We start from the raw sequence: 22,832 nt of genomic DNA, 5'->3' as shown, positions 1-22,832 counted from the left end.
GGCGGCGTCAGGGTAAATACCCGCTGACGCCGCCGATGTTTACAGCGTAATAGTGCCGTCGATGACGGTCACGGTAGTGCCGCCAATCCAGATGGTCTCACCGGCAAAGGTCACACTCACCCTTCCCGCGCGCTGCAGGGCCGTGCCCTGGCGAACGCGATAGGGGATGGTTTGCCCCGCCGCCGCAAAGTAACGCGCCAGGCAGGCGTTGGCGCTGCCGGTCACCGGATCTTCGGTCAGGCTGCCATTCTCTACCAGCAGACCGCGCACTTCATACTGTTCAGGCTCGTCAGCAGGCAGACGACCAAAGGGCATGATGCCCGAGACACCCGCATGCTGAATCAGACGCTGCAATTCACTGACATCGGGCTGCAGCGCCAGTACCGCTTCGGCGCTGACCATCGGTATGAGCAGCCAGCGGATCCCCATGTCCACTACCGTCGGGCTTTGTGTCAGATCGAACGCATTGCTGTTTAAGGCGTTACTCATTCGCGCATCCTGCCAGGGCATCAGCGTGGCAGCTGGCGCGGCAAATGCCAGGCCAGCGTCATCTATCTTCACCGTCACGTTACCGACGCCGCACTCCTGCACGATTTCACCCGGCGTACGGACTGGCCAGCCCGCCTCCAGCAATGCGTGGGCGGTGCCCAGCGTCGGATGACCGGCAAACGGCAGTTCCCCTTCAACGGTAAAAATACGCACCCGATAGTCCGCCTCTCTATGCTGAGGCGGCAGGACAAAGGTGGTTTCCGACAGGTTTGTCCAGCGGGCAATCGCCGCCAGCTGGCTGTCGCTTAACCCCTGAGCATCCATAATCACCGCCAGCGGATTGCCGTTAAAGGCTGATGAGGTAAACACATCGACTTGCTTAAACGCGACCTTCATTGTGACTCCTTGCTCTGGGTTCAGTGTGGCCTTTTCTCTGCCGGATGATTGCTTATAACAGCTAACAGCGTTATCAATAAGTTAAAGAATTTACCGGAGACTGTGAATGCTGACGATCCTGGGACGCGCCTCCTCAATCAACGTGCGCAAAGTATTATGGCTGTGTGACGAGCTGGACCTTGATTACCAGCGCGAAGAGTGGGGTGACGGCTTCCGTTCAACGCACCTGCCCGAATTCATGGCACTCAACCCGAATGCGATGGTGCCGGTGCTTAAAGATGATGACTTTGTAATGTGGGAATCCAACGCCATTCTGCGCTATCTGGCGAACGCCTATGGCGGTGAATGGCTTTATCCTCTGCATCCGCAGACGCGTGCGCCTGTCGATCAGTGGATGGACTGGCAATCCACCGAACTCAACACCTCATGGCGCTACGCCTTTATGTCGCTGGTGCGAAATTCACCGGCCCATCAGGACCCGCGACTGCTGGCCGCAGCCAGCAAAGGCTGGGCGCACACTATGAGCATTCTCAATCAGCAGCTGGAAAAAACCGGCCGCTACGTCGCCGGACGCAATTTTACCCTGGCAGACATTCCGATTGGCCTGGCGGTAAACCGCTGGTTTGAAACGCCGCTCGATCATCCCGACTATCCGGCGGTGCGCACCTATTATGAGCGTCTGACTGAACGTCGCGGCTACACCGTCTGGGGCCGCAACGGCACACCCTGAGCTTCGCCGCACGGCACGCCTGCCAGTTCACAGGCGATTTCACCTGCGCGTTGAATCGCCCGGGTGTAGCGCGCATCAAACGGATAGCAGCAGGAGAGACGCAGCGCATGGTTGTAGCGCTCACTCAGCGAATAGAGCGCGCCAGGCGTGACGCAAATCTGTTCCTGCAGCAGTCTGTCAAACATCTCGGTGGTATTTACGCTGCCTGGTAACTCGACCCAGAAAACAAACCCGCCGCGCGGCAGCGTGGCGCGGGTTCCCTCCGGGAAGTGACGGGCGATCAGACCGCGCGCCTCATCCAGATTAGCCGCGTAGCGACGGCGCAGCGTGCGCAGATGGTGGTCGTAACCGCCGGACGCAAGAAACTCCGCCAGCGTTTCCGAGAGCAGGGCGGATTCGGCCATCGACGATACTGCTTTCAGTCGGGCAATCGCATCATGAAAACGACCTGCGGCGGTCCAGCCAAGTCGGAAATCGGGTGCCACGGTTTTGGTAAAGCTGGTGCAGTAAATCACCCAGCCATCGCGATCAAAGGCTTTCACGGCGGGCGAGAGCGGCCAGTCGAACTGCAGTTCGTCATATAGCCCGTCTTCAATCAGCGGAACGTGGTAAGTATTCACTAACTTCGCCAGCCGCTTCTTATTCTCCAGCGACATCCCGCAGCCCAGCGGGTTCTGCACGCTGGGCATCGCAATCAGTGCCTTAATACGCTGTTCCTGAAGCAGCATCTCCAGCGCATCCAGCGACAGGCCATGTTGCGGATCGGTAGGGATTTCCAGCGCCTTCAGGCCCAGCGACGCCAGCAGGGGGAAGAGGAAGAAGTAGGTCGGTGACTCCAGCCCAACGCAGTCGCCGGGCTGTGTCACCGCCCGCAGCGCCAGCTGAAGTGCTTCCATACAGCCGTGGGTCAGGGTGATCTCATCGGCGGTGAGCGTTTGCCCGGCGTGCAGCGCCCGTCGCGCAATCTCCTCCCGTAAGCGCTCACTACCGGGCGGAAGTGCATAGCGCCCGATGATGTTGGAATGGCGGCGCAGCAGTGAGGCGGTAATCCGGGCGATGCGCGCCGCCGGAAACAGCTCGCTGTCCTGCGGGCAGGCCAGGGAAATATTGGTGTAGTCGGGATGATTCTGCGCTGCAAACACCTTATCGATCAGGTCGAGCTTACCGCTGCTGGGGTCGCGTACCCGGGCTTTATGCTGACCGTGACGGGTGACGGCAGGCAACACGCCGCGCACGTAGTAGCCCGACTGCGGACGCGCCTCTATCAGCCCGCGATCTTCCAGCATCTGCCAGGCATTCAGCACCGTATTGACGCTGACATGGTGTGACTGCGCGACGCGACGGATCGCCGGCAGGCGTTTACCCGGTTTCAGCGTGCCCTGATGGATGGCCTCAGCGAAACTGTCTGCAAGCTGCTGATAGAGCGGCTGATCGGAAGTGGGAGCAAGGGACACAGAAGCCTCCGACGTGGATGGGTACAATTGCTGTTAATGGGAACTGTAACCATAACAATAGTTATTTTGTGTCACTGTTACCATCCCTTTCTCCGCCGTAGCATAGAACGCTGTCCACTTTCAGGAGAGCCACGATGCTCGATCCCTCTTTCTTCAGTTACGTTACCGTGATGTCGATTACGCCAGGCCCGAACAACCTGTTGCTGGCGACATCCGGGGTCAATTTTGGCATGCGGCGGACCCTGCCGATGGTGTTTGGCATTCTGGTGGGCTGCGCGTTACAGACAGTGACTGCCGGGATGGCGCTGGAAGTGTTGCTGCACTGGATGGCGGCGATTCGCCTGCCGCTGACGCTGGCAGGCTGTACCTATCTGATATGGTTATCCTGGAAAATTTTTCGCGCCGGTGCGCCTGAAGCGCGAACCCGACCACAGCCAATGACGCTGGTGGGCGGTGCCTGCTTCCAGGCCATCAACCCCAAAGCCTGGCTGATGGCCACCAACGTCGCGCTGCTCTACACCGGCAGCAGCGGCGTGCTGACAGTGATGATCGGCTTTATGCTGCTCAATCTGCCCTGCATCCTGATCTGGGCTGCACTGGGCGATCGCCTGCGCAGCCATCTGCAGATTGCCTGGAAGCGTCGGCTGTTTAACAGCCTGATGGCGCTGTCGCTGGTGGCGACGACCGTCTGGATGCTGACCGACGCGCTGCTGGCCGCTTAATCGGGTGCACCGGGTGCGGTGGCGGACGGCCATTTCCAGTTCTGCACCTCCGGCAAATCTTCGCCATGTTCACGGACATAGCGATGATGCTCCGCCAGACGCTGCTGTAACTCCTCCAGCAGCTCGGGATGGGCGTCAGCCAGGCCCGGCACCCGCAGAATCGCCTCCTGCGCCAGATGATAGCGGTCAAGCTCGTTCAGCACCGTCATATCAAAAGGTGTGGTGGTGGTTCCCTCTTCATTGAAGCCGCGCACATGGAAATTGCGGTGATTGGTACGTGCATAGGTCAGGCGATGTATCAGCGCCGGATAGCCGTGGAAGGCAAAAATCACCGGCTTATCCTGGGTAAACAACGTGTCAAAGTCTGCATCAGATTTGCCATGCGGATGCTTATCCTGCGGCTGCAGGGCCAGTAAGTCGACCACGTTCACCACCCGGATGCGCAGTTCAGGCAGCATCTCGCGCAGCAGATCCACCGCTGCCATTGTCTCCATGGTCGGCACATCACCGGCACAGGCCATCACCACATCCGGCTGTTCATTCTCCGGTGTGGTACCCGCCCAGCGCCACTCGCCCATCCCTGCTTCGCAATGCGTCACGGCGCTGGCCATATCCAGCCACTGGGGCGCTGGCTGTTTGCCCGCGACAATCACATTGATGCGGTTCCAGGTGCGCAGGCAGTGATCGCCCACCCACAACAACGTATTGGCATCGGGCGGCAGATAGATGCGCACGATATCCGCTTTCTTATTGGCAACGTGATCCATAAAGCCCGGATCCTGATGGCTGTAGCCGTTGTGGTCCTGTCGCCAGACGTGGGAAGAGAGCAGATAATTCAGCGATGAAATCGGCTTACGCCAGCCCAGCTTACGCGACACTTTCAGCCACTTCGCGTGCTGGTTAAACATCGAATCGACAATGTGGATAAAGGCTTCATAGCAGTTGAACAGCCCGTGGCGGCCGGTCAGCAGATAACCTTCCAGCCAGCCCTGACACTGATGCTCACTGAGGATTTCCATCACCCTGCCATCCCGCGCCAGCTGCTCATCGTAAGGTTCGGTTCGTTCCAGCCAGGTGCGGCTGGTCACGTCGAACACCGGCGTCAGGCGGTTAGAAGCGGTTTCATCCGGGCCAAACAGGCGGAAATTATCGCGGTTACGCTGGAACAGCACGCTGAGATAGCGGCCCAGATGCTCCGTGGCCTGCGCCATCTCTGTACCTGGTTCGCTGACCTTGCAGGCAAATTCCGCCAGCGCAGGCGTATCCAGCTCGCGGCGCAGCAGGCCGCCATTGGCATAGGGTGACGCACCCATGCGTTTATCGCCTTCCGGTGCCAGCGCCTGCAGTTCCGGTTTTAAGCGACCCTGTTCATCAAACAGGTCGTCGGGCTGGTAGCTGCGCATCCACGTCTCAAGGATCTGGCGATGACCGTCATCTTCACGACAGGCCGCCACCGGCACCTGATGCGCCCGCCAGAAATCTTCCACCTTCTTACCGTCGACCGTTTTGGGGCCGGTCCAGCCTTTGGGGCTGCGCAGAATGATCATCGGCCAGCGGGGCACGTCGGTGCTGGCGTTGCCTGTGCGCGCGTCACGCTGGTAAGTGGTGATTTTAGTGAAGGCGTTATCCAGCGCTTCTGCCATTAACGGATGCATTTTTTCCGGCTCATGTCCGCTGACAAATATCGGCTCATAGCCGTAGCCGCTGAACAACTGGTGGAGATCCTCATCGCTGCTGCGACCCAGCAGCGTAGGGTTGGCAATCTTATAACCGTTAAGATGCAGAATCGGCAGCACCGCGCCGTCACGTTCAGGATTGAGGAATTTGATGCCGTGCCAGCTGGAGGCCAGCGGACCGGTCTCGGCTTCGCCGTCGCCAATCACGCACGGCACCACCAGCTCGGGATTATCGAACGCTGCACCAAAGGCATGGGAGAGCGAATAGCCCAGCTCACCGCCTTCATTAATCGAGCCCGGGGTTTCCGGCGCGGCGTGGCTGGGAATGCCGCCCGGAAACGAGAACTGCTTAAACAGGCGCTGCATGCCCGCCGCATCCTGAGAGATGTGCGGATAAATCTCGCTGTAGCTGCCCTCCAGCCAGGTATTCGCCACCATGCCGGGTCCCCCATGTCCTGGCCCGCAGATGTAGATCATATTCAGGTTCTGTTTACGGATAACACGGTTGAGATGGGCATAGATAAAATTCAGCCCTGGCGTGGTGCCCCAGTGGCCCAGCAGACGAGGTTTAATGTGCTCGGGCTTGAGCGGTTCGCGTAACAGCGGGTTATCCATCAGGTAAATTTGTCCGACGGAGAGGTAGTTTGCTGCCCGCCAGTAGCGGTCAAGCAGCGTGAATTCCGGTGAAGCAGGGGAGTAAGACATGCGGGTTCCTCCTGATCGTGCAGCTAAAAGATGCCTTAACCCTAATAGAGAATCCGCAGTACGACCAGGCAACCAGCCAATAAAAAAGGCCTCATAACCGGATTGACCCTCAAAGCTGCTCACCCGGCAGAGTCATCTTCGAACCTATCCATTTATAAAAGCGAACCGACAAGCCTGAAAATGAAAAGCCTGAGTTCGGTTGAATACCGAACCCAGGCCCTGAAGGCTCCTTAATATAAGTTGTCCAGCTTTATAGCGTTAGTCGATTAAGTAAGCATTCTTTAAGATAATATTTTAATTTTACAAGTGGCAATTTTATTTAACATATAGTTTGTAATTTATCAGGCCTATTAATACTCCTGTTATCACTATTTTCATTGAGTCTTTTATCGTTAGTGAACCGTTAATAAAATAGTCAATTAAAAATAATGCTAAAATGATTAGTAGCGTATTAAAAAAAACTCTCTGTACCGATTTCATTACCACCAGCAGGTTAGTCCGTAAGTGAAAGCCGCGCCTGTCGCACCCGTAGCTGCTCCGGCAATCCATCCTGGCACCAGTCCGATGCCAGGAACCATTACTGCACCGCTCATCGAGCCCAGCACGCCAGAGGCTATTGCAGATTGAAACATATCTGTAGTTAAATCTTTTACATTACATTGATTAAACTTCGCAGTCATAACCTGAGCAATCTCCAGATTAACAGCTAATCTGTAAGATTCTGCTCCGGCACCAGAGACATATTTTACTTCTAAAGTATTTAATCCTTTCATGAAAAATCCTTTTTTAAATAATGAGCCTGGAGAAAATAACAAAAGGACATATTACTTAATGTGATGTAAAGCTCATATTTTTATCGTAATTTTACGATTAGCAGACAGCCAAATTTATAGTACATGGAGTGATGCAAAGTATATCGCGGATCTGAGACTGCACGGAAATTATTATTCAGGCACACAGCATCTGCACGCTGGACTCGGCGTATTTATACCGTAATCAGTTTAAATGAATTGATAAGGTGAAGCGGGCGATCTACGAATAGGTTCATGATGAAATAACGCGCGGATAAGCCTGAAACGGAAAGGCCTGGGTCCGGTCAGGTACCGGACCCAGGCCCTGAAATAGGCTTAATATAAACTGCCCGGATTGCTGGAGCAGTTCAGATGTGAAGCCTTCTGTTCTTCAGTGGCAAATTACTTACCGACGACGAACGCGGTTTCCCGTCCTTCATCGTTGGCCGCCATCGGGGTGACCGGCGAGTAATCGAGATGCAGAATGCGGCTGGTTTCAGCTAACACTTTCTCTGTCAGCGCCACGTCGCCGTTCAGTTTGCGACCCCAGGAAGGGATCACCGCACGGATTTTGTTCTGCCATTCCGGCGAAGCCATCTGCTCAGGACAGACTTTGTGCAGCAGCTCCAGCATGATCGGTGCCGCGGTAGATGCGCCTGGCGAGGCACCCAGCAGCGCTGAAATCGTGCCATCCTGTGAAGCGACCACTTCGGTGCCCAGACGCAACACCGCGCCCTCTTTCTCATCTTTCTTGATGATCTGCACACGCTGACCGGCAGTGACTAAGCGCCAGTCTTCCTGCTTCGCCTGCGGCACATAGGCGCGCAGGGCGTCCATCCGGTCGCGATCGCTTTGCAGTACCTGATCCATCAGGTATTTCACCAGGTCAAAACTTTTCAGTCCCACCTTCACCATCGGCAGCATATTGCTGCTGTTCAGCGAGGTGAACATATCCATCAGCGAACCCTGCTTCAGGAACTTAGTCGAGAAGGTGGCGAACGGGCCAAACAGCAATACCTGCTTGCCATCCAGTACGCGGGTGTCGACGTGCGGCACAGACATCGGCGGCGCACCGACGCTGGCTTTACCGTAGACCTTCGCCATGTGCTGCGCGACGACCTGCGGATTTTCTGTGACCAGGAATGAACCGCCCACCGGGAATCCGGCGTAGCCGTTGGCTTCCGGGATACCAGCTTTCTGCAACAGCGGTAACGCCGCGCCGCCCGCACCGATAAAGATTTTGCCTGCCGTCAGTGTGCGACGCGTGCCGCTGTTCAGACACTGCAGGGTGACCTGCCAGCGACCATCAGCGAGCTGCTTCAGCTCGCGCACTTCCTGGCGCAGACGTAGCTGGAAATTCGATTTCTTCTGTAACGCGGCGATCAGCTGACGGGTAATTTCACCGAAGTTCACATCGGTGCCCATCTCCGTCCAGGTCGCGGCCACCTTCTGGCTGCGGTCACGGCCATTCATCACCAGCGGGATCCAGCGAGCAATCTGCTGCGGATCTTCCGAGTAAGCCATGCCACGAAACAGAGTGCTCTTCTGCAGCGCACTGAAGCGCTTGCGCAGGAACTCGACATTGTCGTCACCCCAGACAAAGCTCATGTGTGGCGTGCTGTGAATAAAGCTTTCAGGGTTGCGCAGGTTGCCTTTCTGGACCTGATAAGCCCAGAACTGGCGTGAAATCTGGAACGATTCATTAATCGTTACCGCTTTGGAGATGTCGATGCTGCCATCCGCCTGCTGAGGCGTATAGTTCAGCTCCGCCAGCGCCGCATGACCGGTGCCCGCATTATTCCAGCCGTTGGATGACTCTTCGGCCACGCTATCGAGCCGCTCCACCATCTCGATGGACCAGTCCGGCTCTAAGTCCTGCAGCCATGCACCGAGGGTAGCGCTCATCACACCTGCGCCAATCAGCAGCACGTCAACGTCTTTACGCTCCTGCGCGGTAGTAGTGGTGTCCTTTGCCATGGCACTCATCGCGAGCGCAAGGTTTACAGCTGAATTGCACATGAGGCGACATCTCCTCTTCTGTTGACCTGAAGCCCAACAGTTTCGCAGGCGAAATAGTCACGCTTCTTTCGAGCGCGTTGCGCTATTTCTCAAAGGTTAAGTCTCAGGTAAAGGGTTAAGCGGTGATAACGCGTTAACTGAACGTTATGCTTAGTCATCCGAATATAACATTCTCGCATCTGAATTAAACATTTGTTTATTTTTTAAATGCAGAAATGATTCAGCATAAGAATTAATCATCACGGAGAGTGGCGTATTAGCGGTTTTTTAGAGAGAAGTCAGTGAGTTAACCTAAAATGTATGTTGCGAAAAAGCCCCATGCTGGTGCAGGGTCGGAAAGGATATGAACAGTGCGGAATTATTTAATTAGCTGAAATTTAGCGATTTATTATGCAGGAAGGAATAACAGGAATCGGGTCAGGAGGGCCTGAAAAGCTGCTCGTGTAAAAATAATGTTACATTTTTGTGAGTCCGAAAATGCGTGCACGCCGGTGCACGCATCGGATTCACTTATGACTGATTTGCACTGGCAGGCAGCTTTTTCAGACTTACCGCCATGCGGTTATAGGTGTTCATCAGGCCAATTGCGATGTTCAGATCGACAATCTCTTTCTCGCTAAACTGCGCTTTTAATGTGTCATAGCAGGCATCCGGCGCGCCCTGTTGAGCAATCAGCGTCAGGCATTCAGCCCAGTGCAGGGCCGCCTTCTCTTTATCACTGAACAGCGTGCCGGATTCGTGCCAGACCTGGGTCAATACGATCTTATCCCAGCCCATACCCGATTTATTCAGCGCTTTGGTATGTAAATCAATGCAGTAAGCGCAGCCGTTAATCTGCGATATGCGCAGGAACAGCAGTTCCAGTAAAGTGAGCGGCAGATCGGTTTGCGCCAGATAACTGTATACGCCGCCCAGCGCTTTCATGCCTGCCGGTGCTGCACTGTGGAAATCGATACGTTCGCTCATCTTGTTGCCTCATTCAGGGTTAATGAGGCGATTTTCGGCCTTTCAATGGAGCAGATAAAGTGCCAAAAAATGAGAGTCTGACTGGTCCATCGCCGCTTTCCACGGTGACACTCCAGCGCGGTACGTCACGCGGCCTCAGCGAACAGCTACGCCAGTTGATTGAACAGGCGATTGGGGAAGGGCGCTTACAGCCCGGTGCGCGTCTGCCCTCCTGTCGCGATCTGGCGGCGCAGCTCGGCGTGGCGCGCGGCACGGTACGAGCCAGCTATAACATGCTGGTCGATGGTCAGTTTCTGCAGGCCAGAGGCGCGGCGGGCACCTTCGTCAGCGCACTACCGCCCTTGAAATCGGCCATCGCCAGTGCGGAACGCCAGCTGCTGGCGGGCATAGAGGAGGCTGAAGTGCCTCCGCTGACCTTTCAGATGGGCATTCCGGCCAGTGATGCGTTCCCGATTAAAGTCTGGCTGCGCATTCTGCAGCGTCAGACGCGCATGCAGGTCAGCAGACCAGCCTGTTATCCCGATCCGCGCGGCAGCCTGGCGCTGCGTCAGGCGCTGGTAGCCTATCTGTCGGTGGCTCGCGGTCTGCGCTGTCAGGCGGACCAGATCATTATTACCAGCGGCTATGCGGGCGCGATGGGTCTGATTGGCCTGGCGATGGATTTTCAGGGCAAAACGGCCTGGCTGGAAGATCCCGGATTCTGGGTGGCGCGTCGCGCGGTTGACGCGCTGCGCGTTACGCCCGTTGCCGTGCCGGTTGATGCTGAAGGGTTACAGGTGGAGGCCGGTATTGCCCGCGCGCCGGATGCCGCTTTCGCGCTGGTCACGCCGGGACAGCAGGCGCCGCCTGGCATGACCATGAGCCTGGCGCGCCGCCATGCATTGCTGAGCTGGGCCAGTCGCGAGCAGCGCTGGATTATCGAAGATGACTATCTCGGCGAGCTTCAGCCCGGTCATCGTGCGGCTCCGGCACTGGCCGCGCTCGACAGCGAGGGACGCGTGTTGCACATAGGTACCTTCAGTAAGACGCTGACGCCGCAACTGCGGCTTGGTTTTATTGTGGTTCCGACGGCGCTGACGGCCCGCTTCGGCGAGGTGTGTGCACTACTTGCGCCAGCCTCTTCGGGATTGCTGCACAATGCGGTAGCGGAGTTTTTGCGGGAAGGTCACTTTATGCGGCATCTGCGGCGCATGAAGCGCCTTTATCAGGAGCGGTTGGAGCAGATGATCGCGGCGCTCCATCCTCACTTCCCCGACCTGCAACGCGCCGGGCTGGCGGTGATTGTCCGCTTACCCGCCGGTACGCCGGATGAGATGATTGCGCAGCAGGCAGCAAAGTGGGGCATGGCACCGTCGCCGCTGTCGATCTGGTATCAGCAGGCCGAGCAGTGCGGTGCGGGCCTGGTACTGGGTGCGGCACATCTGCCGCGTGAAGGTTATGCGCGTAGCGCCGAACGGCTAAAAGCGCTGGTCGATGCGCAGGCGGTCAGCTCCTGAACCAGCGACGCCAGACAAAGCGGATCACAAAAAACTCCAGTGCGCCGAGCACTAAAAACCAGGCGCAAAACACCACCGTGTAGAGCTGATTCAGATCCTGTAAATGGAACATCTGCAACAGATGCTGCGCCACCGTTACGCTAAAAGCGGGCGCGGGCAGCAGCAGCGCCGAAAGAAAGCCCAGCAGCAAAATGCCACCCGGCACGATCAACGTCTCATAAGGGTTATTCATAACCGGTTTCCCAAATTCATCAGCCCGGCATTTTCCGGTAATCGGCGACAGGGTTCAATGGCGGCGTGTGGTAATGCCTGCATCCGGGGCGTTGCACGGTTAAATAAATGGTCAGAAAATGCTTTGCTACCATCGACTTAGCGCCATTCATAGCGAATGATAAGAGTTATAGCCTTTGCTATACTTAAATCCCTGATTTTACTGTCTTTTTATCTTCAGGTTTGCGTGGTAGACTGCGCCCACTTTTTCATAACTGAACACTTTGTGTGGTGAATTTAGCGTGAATTGCCGCTTTTTCGCCCCAGGTGAATAAATCATGACCTTTATTGCCACTTTAATTCTTGCGCTGGGTATGTCGATGGACGCGTTTGCCGCTGCGCTGGGCAAAGGTGCCACACTGCATCGTCCTGGTTTTAAAGAAGCGCTGCGTACCGGTCTGATTTTTGGCTCTATTGAAGCGCTGACTCCACTGATTGGCTGGGCGCTTGGCCTGGCCGCCAGCCGTTACATCATGGCGTGGGATCACTGGGTTGCCTTCAGCCTGCTGGCGTTCCTGGGTGGCCGTATGATGATGGAAGGTTTCCGTAAGACAGCCGCCACCGAACCCTGCGAAGCCCCGCAAAGCCACGGCTTTATGGTACTGGCAACCACCGCCGTCGCGACCAGCCTGGATGCGCTGGCGGTCGGTGTCGGACTGGCTTTCCTGCAGGTGAACATCATCACCACCGCGCTGACCATTGGTGCTGCTACCACGGTAATGGCGACCACAGGCGTCTTAGTCGGGCGCTTTATTGGTCCGGTGCTGGGCAAGTGGGCGGAAGTGCTGGGCGGCGTCGTGTTAATCGCCGTTGGCTCCACCATTCTGTTGCAACATCTTGGCTACACCGCCTAGTGCTTTTGCACATAAAAGCGGCATTTTTGTGATCTGGTTCAAATTTATTTGCTGTTAAAACGCACAGGCGATATACTTTTTCAGTATATCTTCAACTAAATTTGAATCAGGTATTCCATGAAACGCATTCTTAAACACGTATTTCGCGCTTACGTTGAGACGTTTAAACATGTACCACCGGGTGCCATGTACTAAGCACTCCGCAAGAAACCCTCGATAATCGCGGTCAGGGATCGACCTGTGATTATCACTTTTTGCTTTCGCTGAGTTAAACCTACGCTTTTTCACTTCCTGTGCGTCCGTTCTGCTACTGCCACTCTTGTCGTTTTCCCGCTATAAGCGCTTTCGGGCGATGAAATGACCCCTTTTTTGCCTCCGTGCATTATGGATTGGCAGTGATCTCATGTATGTCTGATTTTTGAGGCTCTTTTAGTGGCTAATGATGTTTATTGCAATCAACGGCAGTGAATTTGGTAAAGACCGTGCAGGCGTATATTATCTCGCACCGCATTCTTTCGAATGGGAGAGCATGGGTACTCACTATTCAGATTTTTTGCGCTGGGCTTTTAGTGGCAATTTGAGTCTTTTCTGTCAAAAAGTACGATGGGATAACTGGCGAAATGAAATATCTTCCCTGAGTGGTCAATCGGTTTACTCTTTTTTAATCCATCATTCTGCCGAATAATAATCAGCTTTCAATCTGCCAGTGCAACAGAGACTAAACCCTTATCTTCAATAGCAACGCACTTTCCCTTTTTACTATTAGATGGGTGAGTGCGACATTACGAATCCTTCCGGCGGAGGCTGTTCTTGCTGACCTCATCAGATCTCATCAAATGAAACCCGATAACGCTTGCTGGGAAGTTCCGGGCTTGCAATAGAACCCTATGGAATAGAAAATCAAGGCTACACAAATGCACCCCGGCACAGTCAATGTCGCCCTTCTCTTAATAATCTGATATACAGAACCGTAACACGTTAAAATTCTGGATAAAAATATGAAAGTTAGCGAAGACAACCTCTTGCGTTCAGGTTTCACGCCTCGTGAATTGGGTAAAATTAAGAGTAACACTCAGCGTTTTGGCGATACCCTGAATGAAGCCATTGGCGATCTTGCAAGGCGGTTTATCATCGCCACCGGTTGCATTAGCTTCTGTCTGGCCGTATTCGTGCTGCTGCTCGCTTTTGGCTCCTCAGAGTCAATTTTTTCCGGTGGTATAGGACTTGCGTGCGGGGCGGTGATTGCTGCATTTTCCCAGCCGCCGGTAATAGCTTACAAAGCATGGCGTTACACTCGATCTCAACGGGTTTGAGCGCTGCTCTCACTGTTGTTGATCAGTTCAAAGATGACTCTGCCCTTAATACCATAGTCAATGATCTTCATGGTCAGTTCCGTCCTGTTCATCGTTTCAACTTTACGGAAATAATCTGTAGGCAGCCACCGGAATAGTTTCCACGCCTCGGGCTTGCGCATGGCACCGGTAATGCCATACACGCTTGAGACCAGCGTTGCGGCCTTATAAGTCGCCAGGCCCGTTTCAGGAGTAAAACCCATAAATTTTGCCGCTTCCATTGAGCTATCAGCAAAAATTCCTTCTGAATGTGCACTATCACCATAACGCAGATGGCTGGCTTCCCTGGTAATGCCATTGATGCCATCAACAAATAGCGTGGCACCAGCTAACATGCCGACTGGATTCATTGACGCTACCATACCTACCCCACCAACAATCGTCAGGCCAGACAACACGATGTTTACCGCTGAAATGACATATCCGACAATTTTGTTATTCTCTCGAATAAATTCCACTTTGGCATACAACCTGGCAACCTCTGTACGGAGAAGACGATCCTGCTCGTGAAGGCTTTCAGTTTCGGCTCGCAGCGTATTGATGCAGACCATACACTCTTCGTCTGTTCTGGCCCGGCGGGCCACAGCAAACTGGTCTTCAATAACTTTTTTAATTTCCTCAACGAATTGAATGCGTGAAAGCCCGTGATTCAGATGAAATGAAGCAACACGATTCGCTACATTTACAAGTTTACGAGCCTCAAGATTAACCATCGTTTCTGCCCATGCCTGGTTTCGTCCACCTGAGCGCATCATTCACAGCAGAGCTGCATCCATTTTCATCTCTCCGTGCTGGTGTTGATTCATACAGGAACCCGATCCTGTAGTTCAGCTTATTCGCTGAAGATGCTTCTATTAACTGAATAGGTAATGTATCGGTCTTTTTCCAATGAAATTTTCCAGTTGTCCAGCGGGGTAAGCAAGTTCAACATATATTTTAAGTAATGTTTCTTTAATCACGCCAAATTTAGCAGTTAAATAATGGCGCTTCTCTGTTTGCCACACTCTTTTTAACCGGTTGGCGCAACAAAGTAATTCGTCTAAAAAATTCTATTTAGTTAACTTTAATGAAGGGGTAATGATGTGTAAACAGTTTTACTCATTCGGCAGAATAGTAAACTACTTTGAGATAGAAATTCAGGCACTTTAAGCGGCGTTGTAAGCAGGCCAGTAATGTTTTGAGAGAGTTCCCCCTGTGTTTGTTACGTAGCGAAATTCGGAATGCCGTACTTACCTTCCCCCCAACCCACCATTAACCCGCCGCCAACCCGATCCCGTCCTACACTAAATTATTCTCCCCAAATCAGGAGCAGCGGATGATCCAGAAGCATCAACGAAAACAAGCAGCGATTGTGGCAGGCGTGGGATTAGGTGTGGCAGCTACGCTTTGGGGTATGAAACGCTGGCAACAGCTGAAGCAGACACCGCCAGTGTCGTCGCGCAGTCATCACGCCGGGCTGGCGGGTTACTTTCAGCAGGTGGGCGACTGGCGCATGTTTACCCGCGTCACGCCTAATGAAGATCGGGGACTGCCGGTAGTGCTGGTTCACGGTCTGGTGATGTCGGGCCGGGCGATGGAGCCGCTGGCGCTGGCGCTGGCGCTGGGCCGCGACTATCACGTACTGGTGCCGGATTTGCCGGGGTTTGGGGCCAGTGCGCTGCCTGCTTCTGCGCCGATTATGTCCGTGGATGAGCAGGCTGACGCGCTCTGGCTCTGGCTACAGCACAACGGGTTTGAGCGTGCCATCTGGGTCGGGAACTCGTTTGGGTGTCAGATTCTGGCGGCACTGGCGGTGAAATATCCGCAGGCGGTGGCGGGGCTGGTGTTGCAGGGGCCGACGGTTGATCGTCATGCCCGCAGCCTGCCGCGTCAGCTGTGGCGCAGCTGGCGTAATGGCCGCCTGGAAACGCGCCGTCCGCCGGGGCCGCTGGCCCGTATCGATTACGCTAAAGCGGGGCTATGGCGCGCCTTTGGCACGATGCGCGCCATGATGCGCGATCGCATCGAACATCGTCTGACTTACATCACTGCGCCGACGCTGCTGCTGCGCGGCTCGCGCGATCCCATCTGTCGGGCGCGCTGGCTGGATGAGCTTGCTGCCCTGATGCCGCACAGCGAACGCCTGACGCTGCGAGACGGCACCCATACGCTGCACTACGTCTATCCGTGGAGTTTCTGCAACGCCATTCGCCCGTTTCTGGCGCGTATTCAGCAGGAGAATGAGCATGAGTAAACCGCCCAAGGGCATCGCCCGTTTTGACTCTGCCGCCGCCATGCTGCTGGCGCTGGCGAATGCGCTCCACGATCGACCTTTTGCCAGCCCAAGCCAGTCACCGACGCTCGACCGGCTGCTACCCTCCTTGAACCGTCTGCCGACCGGGCTGCGCGAGTGGGGCTATGCGCTGGGCGGCATGGCCGAAGGCATCAGCCTGCGTCAGGCGGGCGAGCTGGATGTGGAAGGCATCGCAGAATGGATGGTCAGCGAGTACCCGCAGCAGGATTATCCGGCGGCGTTTATCGGCTCGTCGAACGGCGCGCTGGTGCATCTGGCGTCGGCGATGGGCGTGCCCTGGCTGCCGCAGACCTTTCTCTGTCCGGTGCGGGCGACCAACAGCGATCCTGATGATGCGATGGCGAGCTTTGAGCAGGGTAAAGAGATAGCCGCTGCACTGCTGGCCGCCTGGCCGCGGCTGGCGGTACACCATATGCATGACCCGAATCAGGATCGCTTGATGCTCGACCAGATGCGCTATTTCCGGTTAAAACTGCGCGAACTACCGCTGGCTTTCAATGAATTCCTGATGGGGAGCCTGCCCGCGGGTTCAACGCTGTTTATCAACCACTGCACCCGCCAGTGGCCGGTGACACGCACCAGCGATCGCTCGTTCTTTCAGTTTGGCGCGCTCGGTGGCGCAACCGAAAAAGAGTATTTGCAGGGCGGCCCGCGGGTAGCGGAATATCTGGCGCGTTACGGCATTGACCGCGAGCGCTGGACGCCGCCTGACATCACCGACCACGTACCGGAAGCGGAGTGGGGCCTGGATGGTTATCTGATTTCCCCACTGAAAAAACTGGCGGCGGCGCAGAACTGGAAACTGATGGAGATTCGTTACGAAGACCCGGAAGCGATGAGTTATGTGGTGGCGGAGATTTATCGCGACTGGTATCTGGCGGCGGGTATTTTACCGACCCGGCTGACGGTGGACAGTTTCCTGCTGATGGATCCCTGGTGTACGCAGCAGCAGCAGGCGATTCCGTTCTGGCTGGTATTCTGTACCGAACCGTCCGCAGCGGCGCTGCAACGCTTCCTGGAAAAACAGCCGCCGTTCCGCAACATCGACATGATGCTCTTTTCTCACGGTACTGACAGCATCGGGCTGGCGGATATTGATCGCTGGCAGGCACTGTTGTCCCATGCGCGTGACGAGGGGGCATTGATTGGGGTGGATGAAGAACGGTTCCCGCGTGATTTCGCGACGTTTGCCCGCTTCGACTCGGCGCTGCGTGAACGGGCACCGCTGTTGCCACCACCGCCTCCTCTGAGTACAGAGAAGGTGATGGCGGGTATTAAACGCTACGGTGCGAAATATGGCGTCACCCTGACGGCGCTGACGTAGCCGCCGTCAGCCGTGCTTATTCGCCGTCGGTAATCGGCTGGCGCACCAGCAGCAGGTAGGCGAGTGCGCCAGCCAGCGTCACACAGGCGCAAATCATCAGCGCCAGGCTGAACGATTTGGTGGTGTCGAGCACCCAGCCGGTGATGACGGGCGCGAACGAGGCGAAGATAAAGCTGGCGAAGTTCTGAATGCTGCCGACCGAGGCGGTCATGCGGGCGGTGACGTTGGCGTGGATCAGTCCCCAGCACGACGTTCCGGCAAAGTGGATGCAGAACAGCGCCATCCCGATCAGCGTCACGGCGCTGGTGGTATCGGTCGCGCGGGTCACTACCGCAGTAAACCCGGCGGACAGCAGCATCCCGCTGACGATGCAGACTTTACGGGTTTTCACCGCGTTAAAGCCACGACGCACCAGTGAATCAACCACATAGCCATTCAGCAGCATGCCCGCCGCCCCAAACAGGAACGGAATCGCCGCCAGCAGGCCGGTACTTTTCAAATCGAGATGATAGGTCGACTGCAGATAGCCCGGCAGCCAGGCGATGTAGAGCCACGCAGTGTAGTTGATGCCGCTGAAGCCAATCATCATGCCCCACATGGTGCGCTGCTTAAACAGGCCGCGCCACTCTTTGAAGCTGATCGGCTCTTTACGCGACGCCACGCTGCCCGCCTGCAGATAGTGGATCTCTTCGGCGCTCAGGGTGTTGTTGTCGCGGTCGCGGTAGATCATATACCAGCCGATCGCGAGGAACATGCCGAGGATACCGATGGTGACAAACATGCCGCGCCAGCCCATCACCAGCATCATCGCCGCCAGAATGGGCGGTGCTACGGACAGTCCAATCATCGACGCCGCATTGAACATCCCCATCGGCATGCCGCGATCTTTAATGTTGAACCAGTCGTTGATGACTTTCACGCCGCACGGGTTCATCGGCGCTTCACCTATGCCGAGGCCGATACGCACCAGCACGAACTGGGTGAAGTTATGCACCAGACCAGAAGCCGCCTGGAACAGCGACCAGATAAACATGCCGATACCGAGCATAATGCGCGGCCCTTTACGATCCAGCAGCGCACCGCACGGCAGCTGCGCCAGGCCATACGCCAGTGAAAAAGCAGAGAGCAGGAGGCCGATTTCAGTGGCGCTCAGCCCCATCTCGTCGCGTATGGTCATATTCGCCACCGACAGCGAGCTGCGATCCAGATAGTTGATGATGGCGGCGAACAGCAGCAGCAGCATCGCCGTGATCTGCACCTTACGGATGCGCGGTGAACGCACTACGTCGCTGCGCATCGGTACGAAATCCTGGCCTGGTGGCGTGTCGCCGGTCACGCTCTCACGGCCGGTTACTGAACTCTTTTCCATTGCACTCTCCCGAAACTGGGTACTTATCGTTATGGTGAGAAGGGGTCTGCGCGCAGCGGCAAAAGGCCGCCGTGACGTTGCAGTCGAGACTACGAGCAAAGGGTTAAGGATGTTGCAAAGATGTTTCTGAATCGTGCGGGAGCTAATGCTTTGTGGTTTTTAATCGGTTTTTAATTGTACTGACCGATTGAGCGCACCATTGAGGTTTTGGCGGTCGCCAGATGGTTATGTAAGGCACAGAGCGCATCGATATCCTGACGACCAATCAGCGCGGTGAGAATGGCCATATGCTCCTCCAGCGCCACAATATTGCGCTGCTTGAGATCGCTCTCATCCCACTGATAATGCGAGTGAAAGATCACCGAGATAATCTCCAGTGACTGATTAAAAAACGGGTTGTTGGCCGCGGATAAAATCAGCGAATGCATCTGGCGGTCCAGCGCGGCAAAGTGGCGATAATTACTGGCAATGGTGTCACGCATTGATCGATGACGATCCAGCAGATCCCGCGCCTGCACCCAGCGCTCATCGCTGGCGGGAAGATTGAGGAAGCGGCTCAGGGCGTGGGTTTCCAGCATCTCGCGCAGCTCAAACAGCTTCTCGGCGTAATCCTGCGTAAACTTCTTCATCCGCCACTGGCCGCGTTTCACCGGCTCCAGCAGGTCATAGCGCATAAAGCGCAGCAGAAACTCGCGTACCACTACCGGACTGACCTTCACCTGCTGCGCCAGTTGCAGCTCGCTGAAGGTGTCGCCTGGCACCAGCTGCCGCTGATTAATCATATTAAAAAACATCTGCTCGAAGTGGCTGGCCTGCTGCTCAATCGGCGGCGTTAAGGCGCTAAAGCCGTCATCATCGCGCGGTTCACGTACGATAACGTAAGTCTGATCGACTTTATCCAGCACGCCGCACTGATGCAGATAGTGCAGGGTATGACGCACCGTGGTGCGGCTGATATTGAACATCTCGGCCAGCGCCGCCTGCGGCGGCAATGGTGAACAGATGTGGCGCTGAGCAATGCTCTCCAGCATCTGGTTGATCACGTTCTGACGCAAATTCTGGCTGCGGCTCATCTCACTCTCCGGTTTTTTATGCATTAAAAACCATTCAAAGCCCAAAAAAATCGCCGTGCTTCACACTTCCCGCAAACGAACGCCGCGCGGCGAGCAGGATTCGCCATAACTGCCAGCAGGACAACCGGAGAATCACCATGACAACAATGAAAGCACTGCTCATCGCTGAACCACGTAAGATGGTCTGGGCGACTCGCGACACCCCAACGCCTGCCGCGGGCGAGGCGCTGATTAAAATCCTTACCGCCGGGATCTGCGGCACTGATATCCACGCCTGGTCCGGCAATCAGCCGTTCTTCAGCTATCCACGGGTGCTGGGCCATGAAATCTGTGCGGAAGTGGTGGCGCTGGGCAGTGGCGCTGAGGGCTTTCAGCCGGGCCAGCGGGTAGCATTGATGCCCTACATCTCCTGCCTGCGCTGCGACGCCTGCCAGAGCGGCAAAACCAACTGCTGTGAGCAGATCTCGGTGATTGGTGTGCATCAGGATGGCGGTTTCTGCGACTATCTAAGCGTACCGGTCAGCACCCTGCTGGCGGTAGATGAGGTGGCACCGGAAGCAGCCGCGCTGATTGAGCCGTTTGCCATCAGCGCTCATGCGGTGCGGCGTTCCGGAATCGGGGCGGATGAGCAGGTGCTGGTAGTGGGTGCCGGGCCGATTGGACTGGGTGTCGCCGCTATTGCCGCCGCCAGCGGCGCACAGGTGGTCGTCGCGGATACCAGCGAATTCCGTCGCCAGCATGTTGCGGACCAGCTCGGGCTGGCGGCACTGAATCCGGCTGATGAGGCGTTCGATACTGCGTTGCGCGAGCAGTTTGGTGGCCGTCTGGCACTGAAAGTGATCGACGCCACCGGCAGCCCGGCGGCGATGAATAACGCGGTCAACCTGATGCGACACGGCGGAACCATCGTCTATGTCGGTCTGCACAAAGGCGATCTGGTCATCCCGGACAGTGAATTCCACAAAAAAGAGGCCACGCTGATGGGCAGCCGCAACGCCACCCGTGAAGACTTTGATCGGGTGCGTGCATTAATGGCCAGCGGCCAGCTGCGCGCCGACATGATGCTGAATCACCATCTGGCTTTCTCCACGCTGGATGAAACCTTTGAGGTGCAGGTCATCAACAATCGCGAACTGATCAAAGGCGTGATTCACTTCGACAGGTAACGTGATTCAGGGCGCGGTGAGGGTCTCAAAGAAGTGCGCCCGCACCGCGTCGGCATCCACGCCGAGCGCAATACGCTGGGCGGGCAGACCGGCAAACGGATCGGCTCGTGATGCCAGCGCGTTCAGTTTACGCACTGTCTGACCGCAGGCGATGCCCTCGGTAATCACCCGCAGCGGGCTTTCGGTGAGCGTAAAGGCCTGCGGCAGCGTCAGCTAGGCCACCGCCAGGGTGTCGTGCAGCGCCATGCCCGCAAAACCCTCTTTTGCCAGGCTGTAAGCCAGGTAAGGGCGACAGATAGCGCTCAGCACCGGCTGATTCAGACGCTGAACCTCTTCGCCGCTGATCAGCACCTTGTGCGTGACATCCAGCGGGATCACTACCACATTCAGCGCCGACGCGAGCACCTGATCGGCGGCGTGCGGATCTTTCCAGATATTAAATTCACTGAAGGGCGTCACGTTGCCACTGTGCCCGTCGGTGCCAAACGCACCGCCCATAATCACCAGCTCTTTCACCAGCGGAATAATATCCGGTGCCTGATTAATGGCCGTGGCGATATTGGTCAGTGGGCCAATCGCCACCAGGGTGATCTGATGCGGCTGCGCCCGCACGCTGTCGATAATAAACTGCACCGCGCCCGGTGCCTGATCGCTAAACGCATTATCAAACGCATCGCCCAGCCCATCTTCCCCGTGCAGCCTGGCGGGCGCAGAGGGGGCCAGCGCCAGCGGCCGTGAACAGCCGCGCCAGACCGTCGCGCTAATCGCCATTTTATCGCAGAATAGCCGGGCATTTTTCACCGCCTGACCCACCGCCACGTTGCCAAAAACCGTGGTAATCCCCAGCAGATGCTGCGTCCGCGCCGCATAAGCCAGCGCAAAGGCGTCATCCACGCCGATATCAGTATCAAAAATCAGGGTACGCATAGGCTCTCCGCAACAGGCTGTAAACCTTCAGCATTACCCCGGTAATAGTCACATCGTCAAGCGATTCAGCCGCCCTGCGCGCACTCTTGCCAGCCCGAAACGGGCGTCGTATTATCACCGGCTCAAGGTGATGGCGTGCCACCTTTCCCAACCGCCGGTGGGCTTAACACCGGCTGATGACGCCTGACACTCAATCCTTTCGCGGGAGCTGAGGTGTCAGGCGCAGTTTATCTCTGCCTCTCCCCCCAGCCCCGCATTACTCTGTAATCAGGAGCAAGACATGTTTAAACCGTTACTGGCTGTGATGATCGGCGGCTCTGCCGGCTGCGTACTGCGCTGGCTGTTCGCGATGCGTTTTAATGCACTCTTTCCCAACCTGCCACCCGGCACGCTGCTGGTGAATCTGATCGGCGGTCTGGTCATCGGCGGGGCGATGGCCTGGTTTGTCCGCCATCCCGACATCGACCCGATCTGGAAACTGTTAATCGTCACCGGACTCTGCGGCGGGCTGACGACGTTCTCCTCTTTCACTGCGGAATTAATGGGGTTGCTACAATCAGGGAAGTATTTCTGGGCGATGGCCAGCGCGCTGGTGCATGTGATTGGCTCGCTGCTGATGGCGTTTGCCGGTTTCGCACTGGTCACGCTGCTGGGTTGACCCGGTGCGCGTCATACCGCTTACGAGATGCTGATTTCGGGCATCAGCGCCGTGCATCGGATAATGCGCGGCGCTGACGCTGAACCTCACCGATTATTCCGG

At 56.1% G+C, this 22,832-nt stretch carries 21 protein-coding genes, 2 pseudogenes and 1 riboswitch; of the genes and pseudogenes, 12 read left to right on the top strand and 11 right to left on the bottom strand.

Annotated elements, in window-relative coordinates:
• Positions 1-39 precede the first annotated feature (39 nt).
• Entirely contained in the window at positions 40-885 is an 846-nt protein-coding gene (locus F3I44_RS10610) for a PhzF family phenazine biosynthesis protein (protein ID WP_150015869.1), read from the bottom strand.
• A gap of 106 nt (positions 886-991) precedes the next feature.
• Here F3I44_RS10610 and F3I44_RS10605 point away from each other — a divergent pair, with 106 nt between their 5' ends.
• The gene (locus F3I44_RS10605) at positions 992-1,615 is read left to right on the top strand and encodes a glutathione S-transferase family protein (RefSeq protein WP_033734411.1); all 624 of its coding nucleotides are present in this window, start codon (positions 992-994) and stop codon (positions 1,613-1,615) included.
• On the opposite strand, the gene F3I44_RS10600 is transcribed toward F3I44_RS10605, so the two are convergent.
• A complete protein-coding gene (locus F3I44_RS10600; protein ID WP_150015870.1) occupies positions 1,582-3,069 on the bottom strand; it encodes a PLP-dependent aminotransferase family protein in 1,488 nt (495 codons plus the stop codon). The genes F3I44_RS10605 and F3I44_RS10600 overlap by 34 nt on opposite strands.
• 134 nt (positions 3,070-3,203) lie before the next feature.
• Between F3I44_RS10600 and F3I44_RS10595 the strand changes: the two genes are divergently transcribed.
• The gene (locus F3I44_RS10595; protein ID WP_150015871.1) at positions 3,204-3,791 is read left to right on the top strand and encodes a LysE family translocator; all 588 of its coding nucleotides are present in this window, start codon (positions 3,204-3,206) and stop codon (positions 3,789-3,791) included.
• On the opposite strand, the gene F3I44_RS10590 is transcribed toward F3I44_RS10595, so the two are convergent.
• Positions 3,788-6,172: a phosphoketolase gene (locus F3I44_RS10590; RefSeq protein WP_150019392.1), complete on the bottom strand. Its 2,385-nt coding sequence runs from the start codon at positions 6,170-6,172 to the stop codon at positions 3,788-3,790. The genes F3I44_RS10595 and F3I44_RS10590 overlap by 4 nt on opposite strands.
• A gap of 479 nt (positions 6,173-6,651) precedes the next feature.
• Entirely contained in the window at positions 6,652-6,945 is a 294-nt protein-coding gene (locus F3I44_RS10585) for a hypothetical protein (protein ID WP_150011375.1), read from the bottom strand.
• Between the two features lie 286 nt (positions 6,946-7,231).
• Between F3I44_RS10585 and F3I44_RS24250 the strand changes: the two are divergent.
• Positions 7,232-7,297, top strand: a pseudogene (locus F3I44_RS24250) (hypothetical protein); the annotation flags it as partial.
• A gap of 68 nt (positions 7,298-7,365) precedes the next feature.
• Here F3I44_RS24250 and mqo read toward each other — a convergent pair.
• Both mqo and F3I44_RS10575 read right to left on the bottom strand, forming a co-directional pair.
• Positions 7,366-8,982 carry a malate dehydrogenase (quinone) gene (gene mqo, locus F3I44_RS10580; protein WP_150011373.1) on the bottom strand — a complete coding sequence of 539 codons (1,617 nt, stop codon included), beginning with the start codon at positions 8,980-8,982 and terminating at the stop codon, positions 7,366-7,368.
• A 510-nt stretch (positions 8,983-9,492) separates the two neighbouring features.
• Positions 9,493-9,948: a carboxymuconolactone decarboxylase family protein gene (locus F3I44_RS10575; protein ID WP_150011371.1), complete on the bottom strand. Its 456-nt coding sequence runs from the start codon at positions 9,946-9,948 to the stop codon at positions 9,493-9,495.
• A gap of 59 nt (positions 9,949-10,007) precedes the next feature.
• On the opposite strand from F3I44_RS10575, the gene F3I44_RS10570 reads away from it, so the two are divergent.
• Complete coding sequence (locus F3I44_RS10570) at positions 10,008-11,444, top strand: PLP-dependent aminotransferase family protein (protein WP_150011369.1); 1,437 nt, start codon at positions 10,008-10,010, stop codon at positions 11,442-11,444.
• Here F3I44_RS10570 and F3I44_RS10565 read toward each other — a convergent pair.
• The gene (locus F3I44_RS10565; protein WP_150011367.1) at positions 11,434-11,676 is read right to left on the bottom strand and encodes a DUF1158 domain-containing protein; all 243 of its coding nucleotides are present in this window, start codon (positions 11,674-11,676) and stop codon (positions 11,434-11,436) included. The two genes, F3I44_RS10570 and F3I44_RS10565, sit on opposite strands and share 11 nt — an antisense overlap.
• A 316-nt stretch (positions 11,677-11,992) precedes the next feature.
• Here F3I44_RS10565 and mntP point away from each other — a divergent pair, with 316 nt between their 5' ends.
• The 4 genes from mntP to F3I44_RS10545 all read left to right on the top strand — a co-directional run bounded on the left by mntP (position 11,993) and on the right by F3I44_RS10545 (position 13,881).
• Positions 11,993-12,568 (top strand): manganese efflux pump MntP, encoded by a 576-nt coding sequence (gene mntP, locus F3I44_RS10560; RefSeq protein ID WP_150011365.1) that lies wholly within the window; start codon positions 11,993-11,995, stop codon positions 12,566-12,568.
• A gap of 117 nt (positions 12,569-12,685) precedes the next feature.
• Positions 12,686-12,763 carry a stress response protein AzuC gene (gene azuC, locus F3I44_RS24245; protein WP_150011385.1) on the top strand — a complete coding sequence of 26 codons (78 nt, stop codon included), beginning with the start codon at positions 12,686-12,688 and terminating at the stop codon, positions 12,761-12,763.
• Between the two features lie 244 nt (positions 12,764-13,007).
• Complete coding sequence (locus F3I44_RS10550; protein WP_368668620.1) at positions 13,008-13,253, top strand: DUF2625 family protein; 246 nt, start codon at positions 13,008-13,010, stop codon at positions 13,251-13,253.
• Positions 13,254-13,566: 313 nt separating this feature from the next.
• A complete protein-coding gene (locus F3I44_RS10545) occupies positions 13,567-13,881 on the top strand; it encodes a hypothetical protein (RefSeq protein WP_150011363.1) in 315 nt (104 codons plus the stop codon).
• Here F3I44_RS10545 and F3I44_RS10540 read toward each other — a convergent pair.
• Positions 13,869-14,633, bottom strand: a complete 765-nt coding sequence (locus F3I44_RS10540) for a DUF4225 domain-containing protein (protein ID WP_370452840.1) — start codon at positions 14,631-14,633, stop codon at positions 13,869-13,871. The genes F3I44_RS10545 and F3I44_RS10540 overlap by 13 nt on opposite strands.
• Positions 14,634-15,235: 602 nt before the next feature.
• Between F3I44_RS10540 and F3I44_RS10535 the strand changes: the two genes are divergently transcribed.
• Positions 15,236-16,153 carry an alpha/beta fold hydrolase gene (locus F3I44_RS10535; RefSeq protein WP_150019391.1) on the top strand — a complete coding sequence of 306 codons (918 nt, stop codon included), beginning with the start codon at positions 15,236-15,238 and terminating at the stop codon, positions 16,151-16,153.
• Complete coding sequence (locus tag F3I44_RS10530; protein WP_150019390.1) at positions 16,146-17,537, top strand: hypothetical protein; 1,392 nt, start codon at positions 16,146-16,148, stop codon at positions 17,535-17,537. The genes F3I44_RS10535 and F3I44_RS10530 overlap by 8 nt, the downstream gene beginning before the upstream one ends.
• A 16-nt stretch (positions 17,538-17,553) precedes the next feature.
• On the opposite strand, the gene F3I44_RS10525 is transcribed toward F3I44_RS10530, so the two are convergent.
• Together F3I44_RS10525 and F3I44_RS10520 are read right to left on the bottom strand one after the other, a co-directional pair.
• Entirely contained in the window at positions 17,554-18,906 is a 1,353-nt protein-coding gene (locus F3I44_RS10525) for an MFS transporter (RefSeq protein WP_150011357.1), read from the bottom strand.
• A 170-nt stretch (positions 18,907-19,076) separates the two neighbouring features.
• On the bottom strand, positions 19,077-19,979 hold the full coding sequence (locus F3I44_RS10520; RefSeq protein WP_150011355.1) for a GntR family transcriptional regulator: 903 nt from the start codon (positions 19,977-19,979) through the stop codon (positions 19,077-19,079).
• 137 nt (positions 19,980-20,116) lie between these two features.
• On the opposite strand from F3I44_RS10520, the gene F3I44_RS10515 reads away from it, so the two are divergent.
• A complete protein-coding gene (locus F3I44_RS10515) occupies positions 20,117-21,145 on the top strand; it encodes a zinc-binding alcohol dehydrogenase family protein (protein ID WP_150019389.1) in 1,029 nt (342 codons plus the stop codon).
• Positions 21,146-21,151: 6 nt separating this feature from the next.
• Here F3I44_RS10515 and F3I44_RS10510 read toward each other — a convergent pair.
• A pseudogene (locus F3I44_RS10510) lies at positions 21,152-22,072 on the bottom strand (nucleoside hydrolase).
• Between the two features lie 117 nt (positions 22,073-22,189).
• A riboswitch (Fluoride riboswitch) is annotated at positions 22,190-22,265 on the top strand.
• 87 nt (positions 22,266-22,352) lie between these two features.
• On the opposite strand from F3I44_RS10510, the gene crcB reads away from it, so the two are divergent.
• Complete coding sequence (gene crcB, locus F3I44_RS10505) at positions 22,353-22,730, top strand: fluoride efflux transporter CrcB (RefSeq protein ID WP_150011351.1); 378 nt, start codon at positions 22,353-22,355, stop codon at positions 22,728-22,730.
• Positions 22,731-22,832: the final 102 nt, after the last annotated feature.

Source organism: Pantoea sp. F_5 (assembly GCF_008631595.1).
In the GTDB taxonomy this organism is placed as follows: domain Bacteria; phylum Pseudomonadota; class Gammaproteobacteria; order Enterobacterales; family Enterobacteriaceae; genus Pantoea; species Pantoea gossypiicola.
This window is presented reverse-complemented; position numbering and strand designations above follow the sequence as displayed.